Below are 17853 nucleotides of genomic sequence, written 5' to 3'. Positions count from 1 at the left end.
TAGTTCGCGGCAGTAAGCGCACCCATTTCGGGAAAAATGTTGCAAAAATGCACCATTAAATCGGGAGAATGGTGGTTTCATAGCGATATTATTTTCCTGTGCGACTATTTATTAAATCTTTTCATGATCATGCATAAATCATAAGTAATCACTGTAGTGCGGATAACGTGCGTGGCGGCAAAAGAGGAAGGATCAGCCATTCACTTCCATAATAATGGAAACTCATTTCATAAGGGACGACTATGCCACTAGCCGATTTTCATGTTTCGGATCCGCTGACCCTCGGTATTGAAGTGGAATTACAGGTGGTTAACCCGCCGGGCTACGATTTAAGCCAGGACTCATCCCGGCTGATAGACGCGATGAAAAGCCAGGTGACTGGTGGCGAAGTGAAGCACGATATCACCGAAAGTATGCTGGAGATCGCCACCGGCGTCTGCCGCGACATCCATCAGGCGGCTCACCAGTTTTCCGCCATGCAGCAGATAATTTTGCAAACCGCGGCCGCTCACCACGTACAGATTTGCGGCGGCGGCACGCATCCGTTCCAGAAATGGCAGCGCCAGTTGGTGTGTGAGGATGAGCGCTATGCCCGCACGGTGGAGATGTTCGGTTATCTGATGCAGCAGGCAACAGTGTTTGGCCAGCATGTGCACGTCGGCTGCGCGAATGGCGACGACGCCATCTATTTGCTGCATGGCCTTTCCCGCTTTGTCCCGCACTTTATTGCGCTCAGCGCCGCTTCTCCCTACAGCCAGGGCTCCGACACCCGCTACGCCTCGTCGCGCCTCAATCTTTTCTCCGCCTTTCCGGATAATGGCCCGATGCCGTGGGTGGCAAACTGGCAGGAGTTTACCGGTCTGTTTCGCCGCTTAAGCTACACCTCAATGATTGAGAGCATTAAAGATCTGCACTGGGATATTCGCCCCAGCCCCAATTTTGGCACGGTTGAAGTGCGGGTGATGGACACGCCACTGACGCTTTCCCACGCCATTAATATTGCCGGACTTATTCAGGCAGTGTCGCACTGGCTGCTGGCCGAGCGCCCCTTTAAGCACCAGCCGCAGGATTACCTGCTGTATAAGTTCAACCGTTTCCAGGCGTGTCGTTACGGCCTGGACGGGATTATTACTGACGTTCACAGCGGCGAGCAGCACACCATTGCCGAGGATCTCACGCGTCTGCTGGAAAAAATCGCGCCGTGGGCCGACAGGCTCCATGCCGGTAGCGCACTGGATGAACTGGCAGCGCGAGTCAAACGCGGCAAGAATGAGGCGCAACTGATGCGCGATTTTGTAGCGGATGGCGGCTCATTAATTGGCCTGGTGCAGAAACATGCCGAAATTTGGGCGGCAGGATAATCAGAATTTACTCAATCGATAATTTTAGCGCAGCTTAATGCTTTGCTGCGCTAAAATATATTTTCAGTGTTACTTACAAAATAGTAATCATAAAGTGGTAGAACCCCCTGTCGGAATTGATAAATATCAACAAGCCTCGTGTTAAAAATAAAGAATGCCTCTTTATCCCCGATAAGCCATATAAGTTAAAGCCAACCTGAGGCATCGGTATGAGATGGATTTATCGTTTATCAATGAAATTGAAATTATTGCTGGCACTTTTTCCTTTATTGTTTGCACTCATAGGGTTAGCGTCTAACGGTATCCTGAGTCGTCTTGAAACAGGCCAGCAAATGCGCACCATTATGAACTTAACATTGCTGGCAAAATATGCCGGAAGCGTTATTCATGAATTGCAAAAAGAACGTGGATTGAGCGCCGGATATTTAGGCAGCAAAGGCCAACAATTCTCCGCTGAATTAAACGTTCAATATCCACACTCTTCGAAAGCCATTACGCAATTAACTGAAGCGCTTAAACAATTTCCTCTCCAGCAAGCGAATAACGATATTCGTCACGCGCTGGAACAATTTCAGCAGCATCAGCAGGGAATCGACGCGTTTCGTCAGCAAATTCGCGGGCAGAGCGTAACCGGTACCGAATCCCTGGCGTGGTACAGCGCAATGATTAACGACCTGCTGAATGTCGTTGGTGGGATCAGCCAGTTGACCGATAACGGGGCGATCGTCAACCAACTGGCGGCCTATTACAGCATCCTGAATGCCAAAGAGCAGACCGGCATCGAGCGCGCGCTGATGTCGAACGTCTTCTCCGCCGATCGCTTTACCGACGGCCAGTTTCGCCAGTTGAATGAAACGGTGGGCAAGCAACTATCGTGGTTCGCGGCGGCGCAGGCCTTCAATACGCCAGCAGTGAATGAAAAACTGGCCGCACAGTTGCAGGCACCGCAGGCGACGCACGCCCTTGAACTGCGCCAGCAGGCGATTGACCATGCGGCAAGCGGCAGTTTTGGCGTGGCTCCCGCAGACTGGTTCACCGCTCAGACGGCGCGGATTAATGCGCTCAAAACGGTGGAGGATTCAGCCTCCGATACGCTACTCGCCACGGCGCAGTCGCTGGCGGACAGCGCCTGGCGCGGGGTAATTATCTTTGCGCTGGTTAGCGTCGCGGCACTGGTGGTGGCGCTGTTCTTCGCCCTGCTGGTCGCCAGCAGCATTCACCGTCAGTTGCACCACTCTCTGGCAACCATCGAAGGGATGGATGGCGATCTGACTCAGCGCCTCGACGTGCCCGGTAGCGATGAGCTGTCGCTGCTTAATCGCGCTTATAACCAGGCCATTGAGAACATTCAGCATATTGTCAGCGAGATAAAACAGGGTGCCGCCGTGCTACGCAGCGCCAGCGCGGACATTGCCGATGGCAATCAGGATCTGGCTTCGCGTACCGATGAGCAGGCCGCATCGCTGGTTGAAACGGCCGCCAGTATGGAGCAGATTGCCACGGCGGTGAATCTGACGGCAGATAATGCCATTGAAGCGAAAAGGCTGACCGAAGAGATGGAGCAGCAGGTGCAGGAAGCGAGTCGCGTGGCGGCAGAAGCCAGCAGCAGTATGCTCGCCATTCGCGGTTCCAGCGAGCAGATCTCCAGCATTGTCAGTTCCATCGACGAGATCTCTTTCCAGACCAACCTGCTGGCGCTGAATGCGGCGGTAGAAGCCGCCCGCGCCGGGGAACTGGGCAAGGGCTTTGCGGTGGTAGCCTCCGAGGTGCGTAATCTGTCGCAGCGCTGCGCCAGTGATGCCCGGCAGATCCGCGAGTTAATAAGCAACAACATGGAGCAGATCGAGCAGGGCGTGACGCTGGTGCAGGCATCCGACCGGGCGTTGCAGTCGGCGAAAGCCAATACCGGTCAGATGCTGGCGTTTGTCAGCGATATCGCCCATGCGGCAGGCGAGCAGTCACTCGGCGTCTCGCAGGTGCATGAAGCGCTGAACCAACTGGAGCAGGTGACCCAGCAAAACGCCGGGCTGGTGGCCAGCGCCGCCAGCGCCAGCCAGATGCTGGATCAACAATCACAAACCATGACGACGCTGGTCGATCGCTTCGTGGTGGCGTGATCCGTCATACGGGGAACGTTGCGCTGCGGCGTGCTTTCCCCGACAATGCTTTTTTTCACCGATGATTAACGCTTATGAAACACCCGCTCGAATCGCTGGTTACGCTGGCAGGCATCCTGTTGATGGCTTTTATCTCTGTCCTGCTGCTGCCCGCGCCATCACTGGGCCTGCAACTGGCGCAAAGTCTGATGCAGCGCTTTCATCTGCTGGATTTGAACCAGCTTTATACCCTGCTCTACTGCCTGTGGTTTTTACTGCTTGGCTGCATTGAGTTTTTCGTACTGCGTTTTATCTGGCGGCGCTGGTTCGCCGTCTGAGTATGTTTGCTCCCTCTCCCTGCCCTGTCTGCGGCAGGGTATCGCTACGCTTTTAGCGCAGAATTAATTCCATAGTTGTTCTAATTATTTGAACGTTATCCGCAAATAGTTCAGCTTTTTCTTCGTATTCATCAGGCATATGATTTATCACATCAGGGCAACACAGCCCTCCCAAACAAAATGATGCAGGAATACGACCATGAAATTCATCAAAACTTTCGTTGCAGTTGCCGCACTGTCCGCCCTCTCTTTCGGTTCTTTTGCCCAGAGCATCAGCGCCAGTGCATCGACGCTCTCCGCCGCTGAAGCCAAAATTGCTGCACAGGCGGAAAAAGCCAATGCGTCTTACAAAATCACCAGCGCACGTGCTGACAACGGCGTGTATATGACTGCTGAACTGACGAAATAAATTACCCAGCCGGAATAACAAACAGGATAAGGCGAGCCATGAACCCGTTGCAGAAACTTTTTAGCGCTTTGTTCCCGCAGGCCGCAAATAGCGACACCACGGAATTACCATCAACTTCAGGAGCCGTTATGTCAGACAATTTTCTTGCTTTAGCGAAACAGCGCAGAACCATTTATGCCCTTGGTAAAGATCTGCCGGTTGCAGAAGAGGTTGTTATCGAGACCATTAAAGAAGCTATTCGCCAGGCACCTTCTGCGTTTAACTCCCAGAGTTCTCGTGCGTTGATTCTGTTAGGTAAAGAGCATGCGAAATTCTGGGAGCTGACCCGCGAGCAGTTGAGAAAAATTGTTCCGGAAGAGAGTTTCAAAGCGACATCCGACAAACTGGATGGTTTTGCCGCCGCTGCGGGTTCGGTGCTGTTCTTTGAAGATCAGGACGTGGTGAAAGGGTTGCAGGAGCAGTTCGCTGCCTACGCCGATAACTTCCCTGTCTGGTCAGAACACAGTACCGGTATCGCCCAATACGCCGTCTGGCTGGCGCTGGCGGAAAAAGGTATTGGTGCTAACCTTCAGCACTATAACCCGCTCGTTGATGCTGACGTGCAGAGCAGCTGGAATATTTCGGCGAACTGGAAACTGCGCGGCCATATGAACTTTGGTTCCATCGTGGCTCCGGCGGGCGAAAAAGCCTTCATGGACGATGACAAACGTTTTGTCGTTGCCCGCTAAGCATTCCTGAAACCACCCCGGTAAAGGTGAAATCCCCCGCTCGTTGGCGACAATGCGCGGGGATTTCTTTTTTGGCGGGTTTACTGCGTCTGGGCATCAAAAACCAGTGTTACCGACCCCTTCCACGTTGAGCCTGGCGCTTTTACCATCGTTTCCACCGCAGGCCTGAGCACGCGAAAATCAACGTGCGAACGACGATATGTAATAAAAGCACCCGGCGGATCAATAACTGCCCCATTGGCAGCCGAAGTAAGCCGCAGGTTATTGACATCGGTGCCATTGCTTTTAAATCCAGGGAGTGTCAGCCTCACTTCCACAGGTACTTTCTCGTTGGTTTGCGTATTCTCTATACCACAATTCTGGTTACCGCCATCAATACCGCACTGCATCTTGACGGTAAATTTCGAGGATGAAGAGACAATAAAAGGCACCTCTTTACTCAATGACTGCGGTATATGACCGCCATTCATCCACGGCTCCCAGCCTCCCTGTGCGCCCAGCAGGACATTTTCGCTGCCCGGTGCGAATTTAATAAAAAATGCATGTTCAACGGTCGCTTTTAAGTGGATTCTAATTTCATTATCAAAAGTCGCATCGGCATGGAAATCAAGGTCACCATTATCTCCAATCGTATAAATAAGGTCACCTTCGTATATTCCCGCTAAAATATTTAACGGTTTCGGAGTGATAGTTAACAGATATCCTATACTGACCTGGTCAATATTAACCTTACCCTGAAATCCTGTATTATTCATTTTCCTGTAACAGGTCAACTTCGTGCTCTGTAGCATTCTCCAACCCAAGCGGTACCAGTTTTCATCCATTGCAGTGCTATTTCCATCACACCCTCCCAAAGGGGCCGTTCCTAAGCCACTCAATGCATCACTCAATATACCGTTATTGGCATCCAGACGATTAATTGTCGCACCAAACATCGCGAACCGGAAAACTGCACTTATGCTGTTGCCAGTTTTCGTATCGGTTAAGGTTACTGTTCGCGCAGTACTATCAAATGTAAATGATGGATGATGTTTATTCAGATCGGGGGATAAATAATCCAGATATTTTTCTGCCCAAACGCCAGAAACAGCAAAACTTTTCTCATTACTCGCGCAATTGTATCTGACGCAATATCCTGAAACGGGAGTGGTATTGGTAAATTGATTATTTTGCGGCTTGCTGATGTCTGCCGCAAATTCTGCTGTGATATCCACCGTGGCGGCCTGTACCACAAAGGGAAATTGAAGAAAAAAACAGAAAATTACTCGAATAATAGTTTTGCAGTTTTGCAGTTTTGCAGTTTTGCAGTTTTGCAGTTTTGCAGTTTTGCAGTTTTGCAGTTTTGCAGTTTTGCAGTTTTGCAGTTTTGCAGTTTTGCAGTTTTGCAGTTTTGCAGTTTTGCAGTTTAGTTTTGCAGTTTTGCAGTTTTGCAGTTTTGCAGTTTTGCAGTTTTGCAGTTTTGCAGTTTTGCAGTTTTGCAGTTTTGCAGTTTTGCAGTTTTGCAGTGCATTATATCCATAAACTTCTTAAGGTCAAGTTTAATATTACTTTTGGAGCTCTCTACTTTATTACCAACGAATTCGCCCACACATTTCCTTTGCCGTAATATCATGATGCGTCCTTATATTCCGGCGCGGTGAAATACCACGCCTTGCAGAAAACAGATTAAGTGCGGACGCATTGATTCCGGGCAACATTCACTGCGTCTGCGTGTCAAAAATCAGCGTTACCGCCCCTTTCCATGTTGAGCCTGGCGCTTTTACCATCGTTTCCACCGCAGGCCTGCGCACGCGAAAATCAACGTGCGAGCGTCGATAAGTAATAAACCTTCCGGGCACATCAATCTTATAACCACTGGCAGCAGAAGTTATTGACATATAGTAGACATCCGCACCGTTACTTTTATAACCGGGCAACGTCATCGAGACTTCCAGCGGAACGATCTGACCTGTCTGGGTATTTTGCAACCCGCAGTTTTGGTTACCACCATCATGTCCGCACTGCATTTTGACGGAAAACCCTGACGAGGAAGAGAGGGAAAAAGGTACCTCTTTACTCAGTGATGGCGGTATATGCCCGCCATTAATCCAGGGTTCCCAGCCGCCCTGTGCGCCCAGCGAAACATTCTCACTGCCAGGGGCAAATTTTATATACAACTCGTGCTCCACGGTCGCTTTTATGTGGATCCTGATTTCACTCTCAAGGTTCGTATCGGCATGAAAATCGATATCACCGTTATCGCCGAACCTGTAAACAAGGTCACCTTCATATGTTCCCTCATATATATTTAAGGGTTCCGGAGTGATAACCAGGCTGGTATATCCCATAACGACGGAGCTGACATTAATTTTGCCCTGAAATACATCCATAAGTTTACCGTAACAGGTTAACTTACTTTCCGGGATCTCAAGTCTGGGGCGAACAAAGCTCTCATCAACCACTGTACTTCGCCCATGACAGCCCCCCTTCGGGTTGGTTACCGACCAAAATGTATCACTCATATCACCGCTACTGGCATCCAGACGATTAAGCTGTGCACCAAAGTACGCTAAACGAAAAACTGCACTTATGCTCTGACCGGTTGCAGGATCGGTTAAGGTCACTGTTTTCGGAAGACCATCAAAGGTCATAGAGACAGTATTACGTTCCGGATCGGGAGATGAATAATCGTAATATTTTTCTGCCAACACACCGGGAACATTGACACCTTTATAAAGATTCAAACCAGGTTCACATGTCAAGCCGGTGCATATTGTGGTGTCGGTAAATGTATTTTTATTTGGACTATTAATACTTGCTTTAAACTCCACATTTAAAGTCCCGGATGTTGCGTGAACCAGAGTCGAGAATAACAGCCAGAAAAACGCAATACTTTTCCCGTGAATTAATTTTCTAAAATAGCCGCAGTTTCGCAGTTTCGCAGTTTCGCAGTTTCGCAGTTTCGCAGTTTCGCAGTTTCGCAGTTTCGCAGTTTCGCAGTTTCGCAGTTTCGCAGTTTCGCAGTGCATTATACCGATATATTTCACACGGTCAATTTTAATATAACTCTCGAAACATGATTCTTTATTATTACCGAACTCACTCATACATTTCCCTTGCCGTAATATTATTACGTCCTTTTTATTTCGGCGTGGCGAAATACCACGCCGGCTAAGCATAAATTACGTGCTGACGCATTAACGCCGAAAAATGTTCACTGCGTCTGGGTATCAAATATCAGCGTTACCGCGCCTTTCCACGTTGAGCCTGGCGCTTTCACCATCGTTTCTACTCCAGGACGGGAAACGCGGAAATCAAGGTGTGAGCGTCGGTCGGCAATAATGGCACTCGGCGGATCAATCGCTTGCCCATTAACCTCAGTGGTCATGCGCAGATTATTCACATCCGTTCCATTACTTTTAAAACCAGGAAACGTCAGAAAAACATCCAATGGGACGATCTCGTTGGTCTGCGCATTTTGCAATGCACAATTCTGATTGCCACCATCCAGCCCTGCTCCGCACTGCATTTTCACCACGAATGGCGTGGAGGAAGTCAGCAAGAAAGGCATCTCTTTCTGTAATAATTCCGGCATATGTTTGCCGTTAATCCATTGACTCCAGCCCCCCCGCGCATCAAGCTTGACATTAAGATCATCACTCCCACCGGGAAAGAAAATATTAAATGCGTGCTTCACGGTCGCTTTCAACTTTATTATTAATTCAGTCTCAGAAGTGCTCTGGGCATGCAAATCAATATCCCTACCATTACCGACAACATAAGTTATCTCACCCTCGTAGGTTCCGGCATACACATTTAATGGGTCTGGAAGTTGAAGAGTATAACCAATGCTGACATCACTGATTCTGACAAGCCCTGCAAACGGATAACGATAATTGAGAAATGCAAAGCAATCAGCTTTGCTCTCCGGATATTGCCAGGCAAATGAAGCGGCATCAGAATTAAGAGTGCTTCCACCAAGCTTTTTACAACCATTACCCGGTATACTCATAACATTCATCGCCATCCCCAGAGTACCGGAAGAACCATTGAGGCGTGTATAAGTCACACCAACGAGAACAAGGCGAAAATTGACATTAATGCTGCGGTTAGTCATAGGATCTGTCAGCGTTATTATTTTTGGCGCGCCATCAACAGCCATTGAGGGCTGATAATCCATATAATCGCTGGTATTATTACTATCCAACACTCTTTCTGCTGTTAAATTAGGGATAACGACACTAAAGCCACCAAAAGATGCACAATCATTCCAGTAGTTAGCGCAAAACCCTGTGACTGGCGTAGTATTTACAAACTCGTTCAGCTGCGGCTTGCTAATATCTGCGGAAAATTCGGCAGTGATATCCATTGTGATGGCATAAAGTTGTGATGAGAATAAGGCCAAACAGAACATCACAGATTTCACAGCGATCAATTTGCGCATTTTGCTACACACGGGTAGGAAAAGCATATTTATTATCCTGGTTCGAATATCTGTATCCCTTTCACTCTGCTTATTAACCGCATTCCATTTCATGTTTTTATTTTCCCTGTCTCATCGCTGGATGTTGTTTCTGCATGCGCCGCTTGCGTCAAGCCATCGCACACAAGATTACCGACAAACCACACATCGTCCTGAGTGCTATGGGGCGCATTCGGATCGAGCTTAATTTCGCAGGTCGCGCCGGAACGCTGCTCAACATTCAGCACCGGGATGCTTTTTTGCATTTCGAGGGTGAATAACCCGTCGGACTCGCTCATCGTTCTGCTGGCATGGTTGACGACATTCGCGCCGCCGAGCGCTTCACCTTTGCTGTTGACGAGGCGGCCCATGACCGTGACCGTTTTCATCACCCGAACGTTATAAGCATTCACGCCGCCGCGAATATGCTGGTAAGAGAGGTATTCCGGCTCAATTTTGAGCGCTGGCGCATCCGTACCGGCAAAATCCAGTTGAATAGTGCCCGGCTTCCAGGCATCAACCGGAATAAAGTTGCGCCCGGCTGACAGCGTTTTTTGCCCGCCGGGATAGAACGCCAGCAACTGCGCGTTTTGATCGTCCGAATCCACATTGACGATCACCCCGCCGCCCTGGTTGTAAGAAGGCAGTTTAGAGATCGCCACCTCGCCCTTACCGAAAGCAATCAGGCTGCCGGTATTAATACCGCCGGAAAGACGGCTATCCTGCGTGGAACTTTGCGTCCAGAAGCTGCCCTGCGCCAGCGCCGTATCAAACTGGTTGGAGGCGCTGACGCCTACGCCATGACGATCGCCCGTCAGCGTGGCCAGCGTCGAGCGAATCGGGCTGTTTTCTCCCCACTGCTGATTGACCGACGCCGAGGTATAGAAATCGCGTTCTCCTTGCGTATCAGTACGGCTGCCCAAGCTGATGTTGCCGCTGCGGTTCTCACTGCCCAGCGAGAAGCTGGCGCTCAGGCTAACGCCCCGGTTACGCAGGCTACTACCGTCGCCATAGGGCCTGTCGAACCCGGCTAAGCGCCAGTTAACCGCCGTTTTGCCGATCATCGTTCGGGTGTTGAAGCCAATATCGACGCCAACGCCGCTGTTGCGGCTGCTGTGGCTGAGACGCCCGGTGATGCTATTAATGCCACTAAAACGCCAGGTGCTTGAAAACGAAGTGGTGTTTTGCTGCGAAGGACGGCTGTCATATTGATACAGCTCGTCGTCCTGCCGATACCAGCTACGGCTGTGGCTCAACGCAACGTTACCCTGCTTGTGAGTCCAGATGGCCTGCGTGTCAAAACCATATCCGGTTACATTGCTGCGCCACACATTGCCATAAAGTTGCAGTGCATCGGCCAGTTGCCAGTCAATGGAACCACCAGCCTGGCGCTCATCGCCGGTTTTTTGTACCGCCATCCCCAGTGTCAGGCGCGGGTAAAGCAGGTAGTTAAGGCTGGCGCCCGCTGCCGGATCACCATTTTGTGAATCCTGATCGCTGTTCCACAAAGTTCGCTGCTGGCCGAAAAAGAGGTTGTAGCGCAGACGCTGGTCGGGGTTGCGCCATGAATAGGGTTTATTGATAGTTTCTGTGGTACGGCTGGTTTCTTTACCGTCTTCCAGTACCCGGATTTCAACTTCATAGATACCCATCGGTAATGACGTGGTATCCAGAACCTGCAAGCCGGGTACCACCGGTTGAGAGTTGATCAGAGAACCGTTGCGATAGATCTCCGCCACGCCTTCCCGGTTTGCCGTGACATAGACCGGATAGAGCGAAGGCGTGCCGCCCTCTTTCATTCGGGTATCGCTACTACCGACCATCACTCCCGCAAGGGTACTGATCCCACCGCCAGGCAGATAAGGCTGGCGTAATAGCCCCTGGCTATCGGGCATAAACAGGCCCGCGCGAAGAAAGTTCTGCTCATATTCACGCTGTGCATATAACGAGGTAATAGCGTGGCGCGACAGCGTATTCTGCCCTTGTGCGCGGCTTTGATCCTGCTGAAACTGGCTGCTCAGCGACCAGTTGCCTATTGCCGCATCCAGCCCGCCGTTCCAGCTCAGTGTCGACTGTTCTTCACTGCCGCTGGCATTAAACTGGTTATTCAAAATGATGCCGGAATCGCCGCCTTCTGGCAGGCTGTACCAGAGATCCTTGCTGGTCATTGCCGCCGGTGTCAGCAAGGCAAGGCTTGCATCGCTTAAACTGTATTCCACCGCCATCAGCCCATCCGGGCAGTCGCGGGTACACTCCCCCAGCGGAACCAGCGTTGAAAACGCCTGTAACCATCGCTGGCGATCTTCTTCTGTATATTCGCTGTCGCTGACATCGGTAAACTGAACAATGCGGGCCTGATTATCTTCCGTCAGCACTATCATCGCATCACCCAGCTTTTTACCATTCAGCGTTACTTTGGCGGACAACGGGGAATTGAAGAAATGCGCTTTAAAATCTTCAGGCATAAGTGCAGTCTGGCTCATTAAAGACTCTGTACGTGCATTGGCTGCACCACTCCCGACACAGAGCAACAGCGAACCCATAATAAGGCGAAAGTGAGACATAGTTTTTTCACAATAAAAAGCAGCGATACAGCCGAAGAAAGGAGGAGAGTCAGACTCTCCTCAATGCAATGACTTTACGTCGATAGCGAAAATTAAGGGGTCGTACCGTCGGTATCGAAGATCATCGTGACGGCCCCAATATAATTACCACCGGCCGGACGTGACGAAAGCGTGCCCTGCTGGCTCACTTCGACGGTTGCCGTTTTTTCCGTTGCCGCTTCAGAATCGTTGTAAAGCTCGACGGCAGTGGTGGAATTCGTCGTCAGTGTTTTACCGGCAATTCTGACGTCCAGGTTAATAACATCAGTGCCATTCGCTGTAGTCAGTGCCGGCTGGCTGCTTAAATAAGCTTTAATATTGCCGCCGGTATTTTTCATTTGCAGCTGCTGAGAGAAAGGATTAAGCGACTGGCCGCCTTCATTCCAGCTCATTTTCTGCGTTTGCGCATCCCAGCCATTTACTGGCGTGATATAGAAATCATTGTCCGGAATCGTGGCTTCAACATTAAAGTCAATTGTCGGTGAAGCTGCGCTGGCACCAAATGTTGCCGCCAGCAGAGCTGCGAGTACTAATTTATTTGTCGATTTCATCTTTATCTCCATTAAATAATGTCATTAGCGACGTAGTTACGAGGAGCTCCCCGTTGAAAGATTTTTTTTCTGACTCCCTTCAGTCAGACTGTAGAGCCAGACTTTATTTTCCTCAGCCGTCCGTTCAAGTTTACTTCCCGGACGTAGCTGGACATTAACAGGTGAACCGCAGTTTTTTAGACTTCTGTCACAGCTCTTAATACCGCTGATAACAACCGAGGCATTGCCATTATTAGAAACAGAAAGTTTGTTATTACTGCTCGCCACCAGAGTATTAAATTTTGTCGCCTCTGGTTGAACAGTAACTATCGTACCAAAGCCCGTTAAAACGGTAACACCGGCATTGATTTGGTCCTGATATGCCTGCATATCTTTATTATCGAGACCAAATCCCTCAGTCTGGTCTGGCACTACCGGAATATAACGTACCCGGTAATATCTTTCTTTATCGCGCGAACCGGTAAACACCAGCCGATTTGTTTGCATACCGTTGGCCGGAATAATCAAACGTGGCGGTGATGAAATGATACCGGTGCCTTTCCCGCTGATTAGCGCATTTTCATCAAGAGGATGTTCAGTGGGTTTGCCGCTGTTTTTATCATAAATAATTTCGCTGACGCTGACCCGGACAAATGCTGTTGCATCGCCAGTATTATATATCCGTTTTGCCAGCGTATTTTTCTGCGCAGAAATATACTCATTTAACGCACCAACATTAATAGCTGGCCCCGCCAGACTGGTATTCACTAGCCCAACGTAAAGCATGGCAAATAAAGCCACACTACCGCTCATGGAAGAAATTTGCATTAGTGTCATCCAGGAAATAATCAATTACACAAAACAGAGGGTGCTTATTACTTATTAAAGTTTAATTTACCGACATACGATAGTCACATAAAAAAGACTTAAAAAAACTTAATTAAGAGCTTAACGTTTTATTTTCAGAAAGATAAAAAAACATGAGCATAAATATTCCACCCATGGAAAATAAGACTAAAACAAAATCAACCAACCCCTAAAGTAAATAATCTTAAATCGCTTTCAGCGACACCTGCCAGAGATTAATTGAAATATGATAATTCTTAGCTCAACAGGCTTTTAAATATAATTAAAAGAGCACAATAATTTTCTATGTTATTAACGAAAACTGTTACTTGAGAATTGCAAAAATGGACCAGGATAATTCACGTTTTTATTCTGTCGGTGTGGTTACAGATTAAGAGTGCGCTATTTCAGCGTGCGCGATAGCCACAACTGATTGCCGCGTACAAGCGGATGCCTGTCGTTGCTGGCGCTATAAACGAAAAAACCCCGACGGCTGGAGAGCAGCGTCGGGGTACATTTCACGGCGGCTGGCATTAAGCCAGAACGGAATTACTGCTGGCTTTCGCGTTCAGCAATAAAGCCCAGTGCTTTATTGATTCGCGCAATGCTGCGGGCCTGGCCAATAGCGTGAACAGTAACGTCCAGCGCCGGAGACTGACCCGCGCCGGTAACGGCAACACGCAGCGGCATACCCACTTTGCCCATCCCGACTTCCAGTTCGTCGGCGGTAGCCTGAATGGCGTGGTGCACATTTTCGGCGCTCCAGTCGGTAATCGCTGCGAGTTTATCGCGCACCACTTCCAGCGGCTGGCGAGCCACCGGACGCAGGTGTTTTTTCGCGGCATCGGCATCGAATTCGTCAAACTCTTCATAGAAGTAGCGGCAGCTTGCGGCCATCTCTTTCAGCGTCTTGCAACGTTCGCCCAGCAGTTTCACCAGCTCGAACAACTGCGGGCCGGTACGCGTGTCGATTTTTTCCTGCTCGATATGCCATTGCAGATGTGTCGCCACATACTGCGGATCCAGAGCATTAATGTAGTGGTGGTTCAGCCACAGCAGTTTATCGGTGTTGAAAGCACTTGCTGATTTGCTCACCGCGCCAAGTGAGAAAAGTTTGATCATCTCTTCGCGGGTGAAGATCTCCTGATCGCCACTCGACCAGCCCAGACGCACCAGATAGTTGAGCAGCGCTTCCGGCAGATAGCCATCATCGCGGTATTGCATCACGCTAACCGCGCCGTGGCGTTTAGAGAGTTTTTTACCGTCGTCGCCGTTGATCATGGAAACGTGCGCGTAGACCGGAACCGGCGCATTCAGCGCTTTCAGGATGTTGATCTGACGCGGCGTGTTGTTGATATGGTCTTCGCCACGAATGACATGCGTGATTTCCATATCCCAGTCATCAACGACAACGCAGAAGTTGTAGGTCGGAGAACCATCAGTACGGCGAATGATCAGATCGTCAAGTTCGAGGTTGCTGAACTCGATCGGACCACGGATCTGATCGTCAAACACCACGGAGCCATCCTGCGGGTTGGCGAAGCGCACAACGCAAGGTTCGTCAGCGGCATGATACGAATGATCGTGGCGGCAGCGGCCGTCATAGCGTGGTTTTTCACCGTTCGCCATCTGCGTTTCGCGCAGTTGCTCCAGACGCTCTTTCGAGCAATAGCATTTATATGCAGTGCCCGCTTTGAGCATTTCATCAATCACCGCGTTGTAGCGATCAAAGCGTTTAGTCTGGAAATACGGGCCTTCATCCCATTCAAGGTTCAGCCAGTTCATGCCATCCATAATGGCTTCGATTGCTTCCGGCGTGGAGCGCTCAAGATCGGTGTCTTCAATACGCAGCACAAACTCACCGCCGTGGTTACGGGCAAACAGCCAGGAGTAGAGAGCAGTACGCGCGCCGCCAACGTGCAGATAGCCAGTGGGGCTTGGCGCGAAGCGAGTTTTGATTTTCATGAATTGGCCTTACGTTTATTAAAGATGCCGACCGTCGGCAATAGCTTAAAAAAGAGTGGGCGATATTCTATCACTGTGGGCTGATTCCTCAATGTTGTTGCCTCATTGAGCGGTGTATCGCGCTATTTTGTTTAGAAATCATGCTCTCGCGACGTATTACTCAGCGGTTTGTTTAATTTTACGACGAACGAACAATTTATTTAGAAAATGCGTTGACTCATTTTCAACTCTCCCTATAATGCGACTCCACACAGCGGGGGTGATTAGCTCAGCTGGGAGAGCACCTCCCTTACAAGGAGGGGGTCGGCGGTTCGATCCCGTCATCACCCACCACGATTTTTGTGGTTCCCGCAGTGTAGATAAGAATGAGAAGTGGGTGATTAGCTCAGCTGGGAGAGCACCTCCCTTACAAGGAGGGGGTCGGCGGTTCGATCCCGTCATCACCCACCACTTTCTCGCCAGCGAATTCTTATCAGTGAAGTACCGAAGTGGGTGATTAGCTCAGCTGGGAGAGCACCTCCCTTACAAGGAGGGGGTCGGCGGTTCGATCCCGTCATCACCCACCACTTCGGGTCGTTAGCTCAGTTGGTAGAGCAGTTGACTTTTAATCAATTGGTCGCAGGTTCGAATCCTGCACGACCCACCAATGTAAAAAAGCGCCCTAAAGGCGCTTTTTTGCTTTCTGCCGATCCTGAAGATTCGAACCTGCGGCAGGTTCGAGTCGAACGCAGTGAGACAACGGAGCCGTTTGCGGCGACGGCCCGAAGGGCGAGTCTCAGGATGAGACGAGTATACCTGCGGCAGGTTCGGGTCGAACGTAGTGAGACAACGGAGCCGCTTGCGGCGACGGCCCGAAGGGCGAGCGAAGCGAGTCATCCTGCACGACCCACCAATGTAAAAATGGCGCTGGCGGCGCTTTTTTGCTTTCTGCAGTTCCCAAAGACTCACACTTTTACCCAATGGCGGCGAATGCCTTTTCCAGCCTGCAAAACTGCAAACCCTAAAATTTCCTTTAAAGCAGCAGTAAAAACTCACCTGACAGCAATCAAAAAACATCAAAACTGTTTTCTTTTCAATAAGTAAACCTGAGAACTTTTATTCATAATTTATCCTTAATGTCCGGATACGATGCTTACTTTGCGAACAACAGTGAACGCCGTTCAAGTCCTAACTGATTACGCCGATAACCCTATTTTAAGGCGAAAAGGAGAGCTCAATGTCCACCATTACAACATCAACTCCATCGATACAAAGTAGTAGCAAGGGTAGTAGCGCAGGCAGTTCGTCGACCAGTAATGATATATCTTCGCAAATCAGCCGTATTACTCAGCAGATTGCTAAGCTGACGGACGAATTGAAAAATATTTCCAGCGGTAGCGGCACGACAGAACAGAAAAAAAAGCAACAAGAGTTGATTCAGCAGCAAATCCAACAGTTGCAGGCACAGCTAGCTCAGCTTCAGCGCAAACAAGCGCAGGAAGCTGAACAGAAGCAAGCTCAGCAGCAGAGCAAAGCGGAAGGCGTGAATAACCCTTCTGACGAGCATTCGATTGATATTTACGTCTGAGTAAATAACGGATCGTTCTCACGGGCCCGGTTTAAACACCGGGCCTGTTCTTTTACCACTTCCCACAGCGCCTGCGCCGCCCCCGACAACGAACGGTTCTTCCGTCGCACCAGCATAATTTTCCGTTGCATCCCCGGCACCAGCCGTTTCACCGCAAGCTGGCTTCCCTGCGGCAATGGCAATGCCAGCGCCGGTAAGATGCTGATACCAATCCCCGCTTCCACCATTGGAAACAGCGTCGCCGGATGACCAATCTCCTGGACAATCGCAGTTTGCAGGGAAAAATGCTGTAACGCCGCGTCAATTAACGGTCGACTTCCTGAAGCATAATCCTGTACCACCAGACGTGCGCCATCAAGCGCGGACCAGGGAACTGCCGCAAGCTGCGCCCACGGATGGTCGTTGCGGCAGAGCAGAAAAAAGGGCTCTTCCAGGATCTCTTCACTTTGAAAATCGCTCACCGGACCGGGATCGATCACAATGCCAAAATCCACTTCCCCCTGACGAATGCTCTCCAGTACCCACTGTTGCGGCCTGTCATGCAGCACAAAATCGATCTCCGGATAGCGCTGGTTACTGCTGGCGATGCACTGCGGGATCAGGTGTGCGGAAATGGTCTGGCTGGCGGCCACACGTACGGTACCGGTTAATTGCTGGCCGACGCGCCCGGCTTCGCGTAGCGTGCTGCTAAGCTCATCTAACAAGCGCTCCAGCCGCAAAGCCAGTTGCTGGCCCGCTTCGGTCAGCACTACTTCACGGGTAGTGCGATCGAGAAGACGCACGCCGGTTTGCAACTCCAGCTCTTTCACACTGTGGCTGACGGCAGACTGACTCAGGCCAATGATGTCCCCTGCCCGGCTAAAACTTTTGGCCTGCGCGACGGTGACAAAAACGCGTAACTGACGTAATGAGTAATTCATCTGATTAATTCATGAATGGATGCAATAAATCAATTTTATTTCTCAAAGG

15 protein-coding genes, 4 tRNA genes and 1 other RNA gene are annotated in these 17853 nt (G+C 50.0%); 11 read left to right on the top strand and 9 right to left on the bottom strand.

Annotated features, from left to right (window positions below):
* The first annotated feature begins 242 nt into the window (after positions 1-242).
* The 5 genes from Y71_RS07570 to Y71_RS07550 all read left to right on the top strand — a co-directional run bounded on the left by Y71_RS07570 (position 243) and on the right by Y71_RS07550 (position 4932).
* Complete coding sequence (locus Y71_RS07570) at positions 243-1361, top strand: YbdK family carboxylate-amine ligase (RefSeq protein ID WP_007370930.1); 1119 nt, start codon at positions 243-245, stop codon at positions 1359-1361.
* Between the two features lie 209 nt (positions 1362-1570).
* Positions 1571-3478 (top strand): methyl-accepting chemotaxis protein, encoded by a 1908-nt coding sequence (locus Y71_RS07565; protein WP_007370929.1) that lies wholly within the window; start codon positions 1571-1573, stop codon positions 3476-3478.
* A 74-nt stretch (positions 3479-3552) separates the two neighbouring features.
* Positions 3553-3795: a DUF1158 domain-containing protein gene (locus Y71_RS07560; RefSeq protein ID WP_007370928.1), complete on the top strand. Its 243-nt coding sequence runs from the start codon at positions 3553-3555 to the stop codon at positions 3793-3795.
* Between the two features lie 199 nt (positions 3796-3994).
* Positions 3995-4204, top strand: a complete 210-nt coding sequence (locus Y71_RS07555) for a YdgH/BhsA/McbA-like domain containing protein (protein ID WP_007370927.1) — start codon at positions 3995-3997, stop codon at positions 4202-4204.
* 128 nt (positions 4205-4332) lie between these two features.
* Positions 4333-4932 carry a nitroreductase family protein gene (locus Y71_RS07550; RefSeq protein ID WP_007370926.1) on the top strand — a complete coding sequence of 200 codons (600 nt, stop codon included), beginning with the start codon at positions 4333-4335 and terminating at the stop codon, positions 4930-4932.
* Between the two features lie 80 nt (positions 4933-5012).
* Here the strand turns inward: Y71_RS07550 and Y71_RS07545 are convergent, their stop codons facing one another.
* The 8 genes from Y71_RS07545 to gltX form a co-directional block, all read right to left on the bottom strand.
* Positions 5013-6146: a hypothetical protein gene (locus tag Y71_RS07545; RefSeq protein ID WP_236946453.1), complete on the bottom strand. Its 1134-nt coding sequence runs from the start codon at positions 6144-6146 to the stop codon at positions 5013-5015.
* Positions 6147-6337: 191 nt separating this feature from the next.
* Positions 6338-6520 carry a hypothetical protein gene (locus Y71_RS07540; RefSeq protein WP_081120719.1) on the bottom strand — a complete coding sequence of 61 codons (183 nt, stop codon included), beginning with the start codon at positions 6518-6520 and terminating at the stop codon, positions 6338-6340.
* 109 nt (positions 6521-6629) lie between these two features.
* The gene (locus tag Y71_RS07535; RefSeq protein ID WP_081120718.1) at positions 6630-8018 is read right to left on the bottom strand and encodes a hypothetical protein; all 1389 of its coding nucleotides are present in this window, start codon (positions 8016-8018) and stop codon (positions 6630-6632) included.
* Between the two features lie 107 nt (positions 8019-8125).
* The gene (locus Y71_RS07530) at positions 8126-9448 is read right to left on the bottom strand and encodes a hypothetical protein (RefSeq protein ID WP_035942140.1); all 1323 of its coding nucleotides are present in this window, start codon (positions 9446-9448) and stop codon (positions 8126-8128) included.
* On the bottom strand, positions 9445-11856 hold the full coding sequence (locus Y71_RS07525) for a TcfC E-set like domain-containing protein (RefSeq protein ID WP_236946452.1): 2412 nt from the start codon (positions 11854-11856) through the stop codon (positions 9445-9447). The genes Y71_RS07530 and Y71_RS07525 overlap by 4 nt, the downstream gene beginning before the upstream one ends.
* A 173-nt stretch (positions 11857-12029) precedes the next feature.
* Positions 12030-12527, bottom strand: coding sequence for a CS1 type fimbrial major subunit (locus tag Y71_RS07520; RefSeq protein ID WP_007370921.1), 498 nt, complete (start codon positions 12525-12527; stop codon positions 12030-12032).
* Positions 12528-12563: 36 nt separating this feature from the next.
* Positions 12564-13334 carry a hypothetical protein gene (locus tag Y71_RS07515; protein ID WP_007370920.1) on the bottom strand — a complete coding sequence of 257 codons (771 nt, stop codon included), beginning with the start codon at positions 13332-13334 and terminating at the stop codon, positions 12564-12566.
* 567 nt (positions 13335-13901) lie between these two features.
* A complete protein-coding gene (gltX, locus tag Y71_RS07510) occupies positions 13902-15317 on the bottom strand; it encodes a glutamate--tRNA ligase (protein WP_007370918.1) in 1416 nt (471 codons plus the stop codon).
* Between the two features lie 257 nt (positions 15318-15574).
* On the opposite strand from gltX, the gene Y71_RS07505 reads away from it, so the two are divergent.
* The 6 genes from Y71_RS07505 to Y71_RS07480 all read left to right on the top strand — a co-directional run bounded on the left by Y71_RS07505 (position 15575) and on the right by Y71_RS07480 (position 16884).
* Positions 15575-15650: transfer RNA gene (locus Y71_RS07505), tRNA-Val, on the top strand.
* Positions 15651-15691: 41 nt separating this feature from the next.
* Positions 15692-15767: transfer RNA gene (locus Y71_RS07500), tRNA-Val, on the top strand.
* A gap of 40 nt (positions 15768-15807) precedes the next feature.
* Positions 15808-15883: transfer RNA gene (locus tag Y71_RS07495), tRNA-Val, on the top strand.
* A 4-nt stretch (positions 15884-15887) separates the two neighbouring features.
* Positions 15888-15963, top strand: a tRNA-Lys gene (locus Y71_RS07490).
* A 127-nt stretch (positions 15964-16090) separates the two neighbouring features.
* Positions 16091-16209, top strand: a non-coding RNA gene (locus Y71_RS07485) — RtT sRNA.
* 324 nt (positions 16210-16533) lie between these two features.
* Positions 16534-16884, top strand: a complete 351-nt coding sequence (locus Y71_RS07480) for a FlxA-like family protein (RefSeq protein ID WP_007370916.1) — start codon at positions 16534-16536, stop codon at positions 16882-16884.
* Here the strand turns inward: Y71_RS07480 and Y71_RS07475 are convergent.
* On the bottom strand, positions 16875-17804 hold the full coding sequence (locus Y71_RS07475) for a LysR family transcriptional regulator (protein WP_007370915.1): 930 nt from the start codon (positions 17802-17804) through the stop codon (positions 16875-16877). The genes Y71_RS07480 and Y71_RS07475 overlap by 10 nt on opposite strands.
* Between the last annotated feature and the right edge of the window lie 49 nt (positions 17805-17853).

The organism is Kosakonia radicincitans DSM 16656 (genome assembly GCF_000280495.2).
Taxonomy (GTDB): Bacteria; Pseudomonadota; Gammaproteobacteria; order Enterobacterales; family Enterobacteriaceae; genus Kosakonia; species Kosakonia radicincitans.
The sequence above is the reverse complement of the archived record's forward strand: the minus strand, read 5'-3'. Positions and strand labels throughout refer to the sequence as shown.

Coding starts and splice junctions, on each gene's coding strand:
- Y71_RS07570 (WP_007370930.1), top strand. CDS start 243: ATGCCACTAGCCGATTTTCATGTTTCGGATCCGCTGACCCTCGGTATT.
- Y71_RS07480 (WP_007370916.1), top strand. CDS start 16,534: ATGTCCACCATTACAACATCAACTCCATCGATACAAAGTAGTAGCAAG.
- Y71_RS07550 (WP_007370926.1), top strand. CDS start 4,333: ATGTCAGACAATTTTCTTGCTTTAGCGAAACAGCGCAGAACCATTTAT.
- Y71_RS07555 (WP_007370927.1), top strand. CDS start 3,995: ATGAAATTCATCAAAACTTTCGTTGCAGTTGCCGCACTGTCCGCCCTC.
- Y71_RS07515 (WP_007370920.1), bottom strand. CDS start 13,334: ATGCAAATTTCTTCCATGAGCGGTAGTGTGGCTTTATTTGCCATGCTT.
- Y71_RS07565 (WP_007370929.1), top strand. CDS start 1,571: ATGAGATGGATTTATCGTTTATCAATGAAATTGAAATTATTGCTGGCA.
- Y71_RS07530 (WP_035942140.1), bottom strand. CDS start 9,448: ATGAAATGGAATGCGGTTAATAAGCAGAGTGAAAGGGATACAGATATT.
- Y71_RS07525 (WP_236946452.1), bottom strand. CDS start 11,856: ATGAGCCAGACTGCACTTATGCCTGAAGATTTTAAAGCGCATTTCTTC.
- Y71_RS07520 (WP_007370921.1), bottom strand. CDS start 12,527: ATGAAATCGACAAATAAATTAGTACTCGCAGCTCTGCTGGCGGCAACA.
- Y71_RS07475 (WP_007370915.1), bottom strand. CDS start 17,804: ATGAATTACTCATTACGTCAGTTACGCGTTTTTGTCACCGTCGCGCAG.
- gltX (WP_007370918.1), bottom strand. CDS start 15,317: ATGAAAATCAAAACTCGCTTCGCGCCAAGCCCCACTGGCTATCTGCAC.
- Y71_RS07560 (WP_007370928.1), top strand. CDS start 3,553: ATGAAACACCCGCTCGAATCGCTGGTTACGCTGGCAGGCATCCTGTTG.
- Y71_RS07535 (WP_081120718.1), bottom strand. CDS start 8,018: ATGAGTGAGTTCGGTAATAATAAAGAATCATGTTTCGAGAGTTATATT.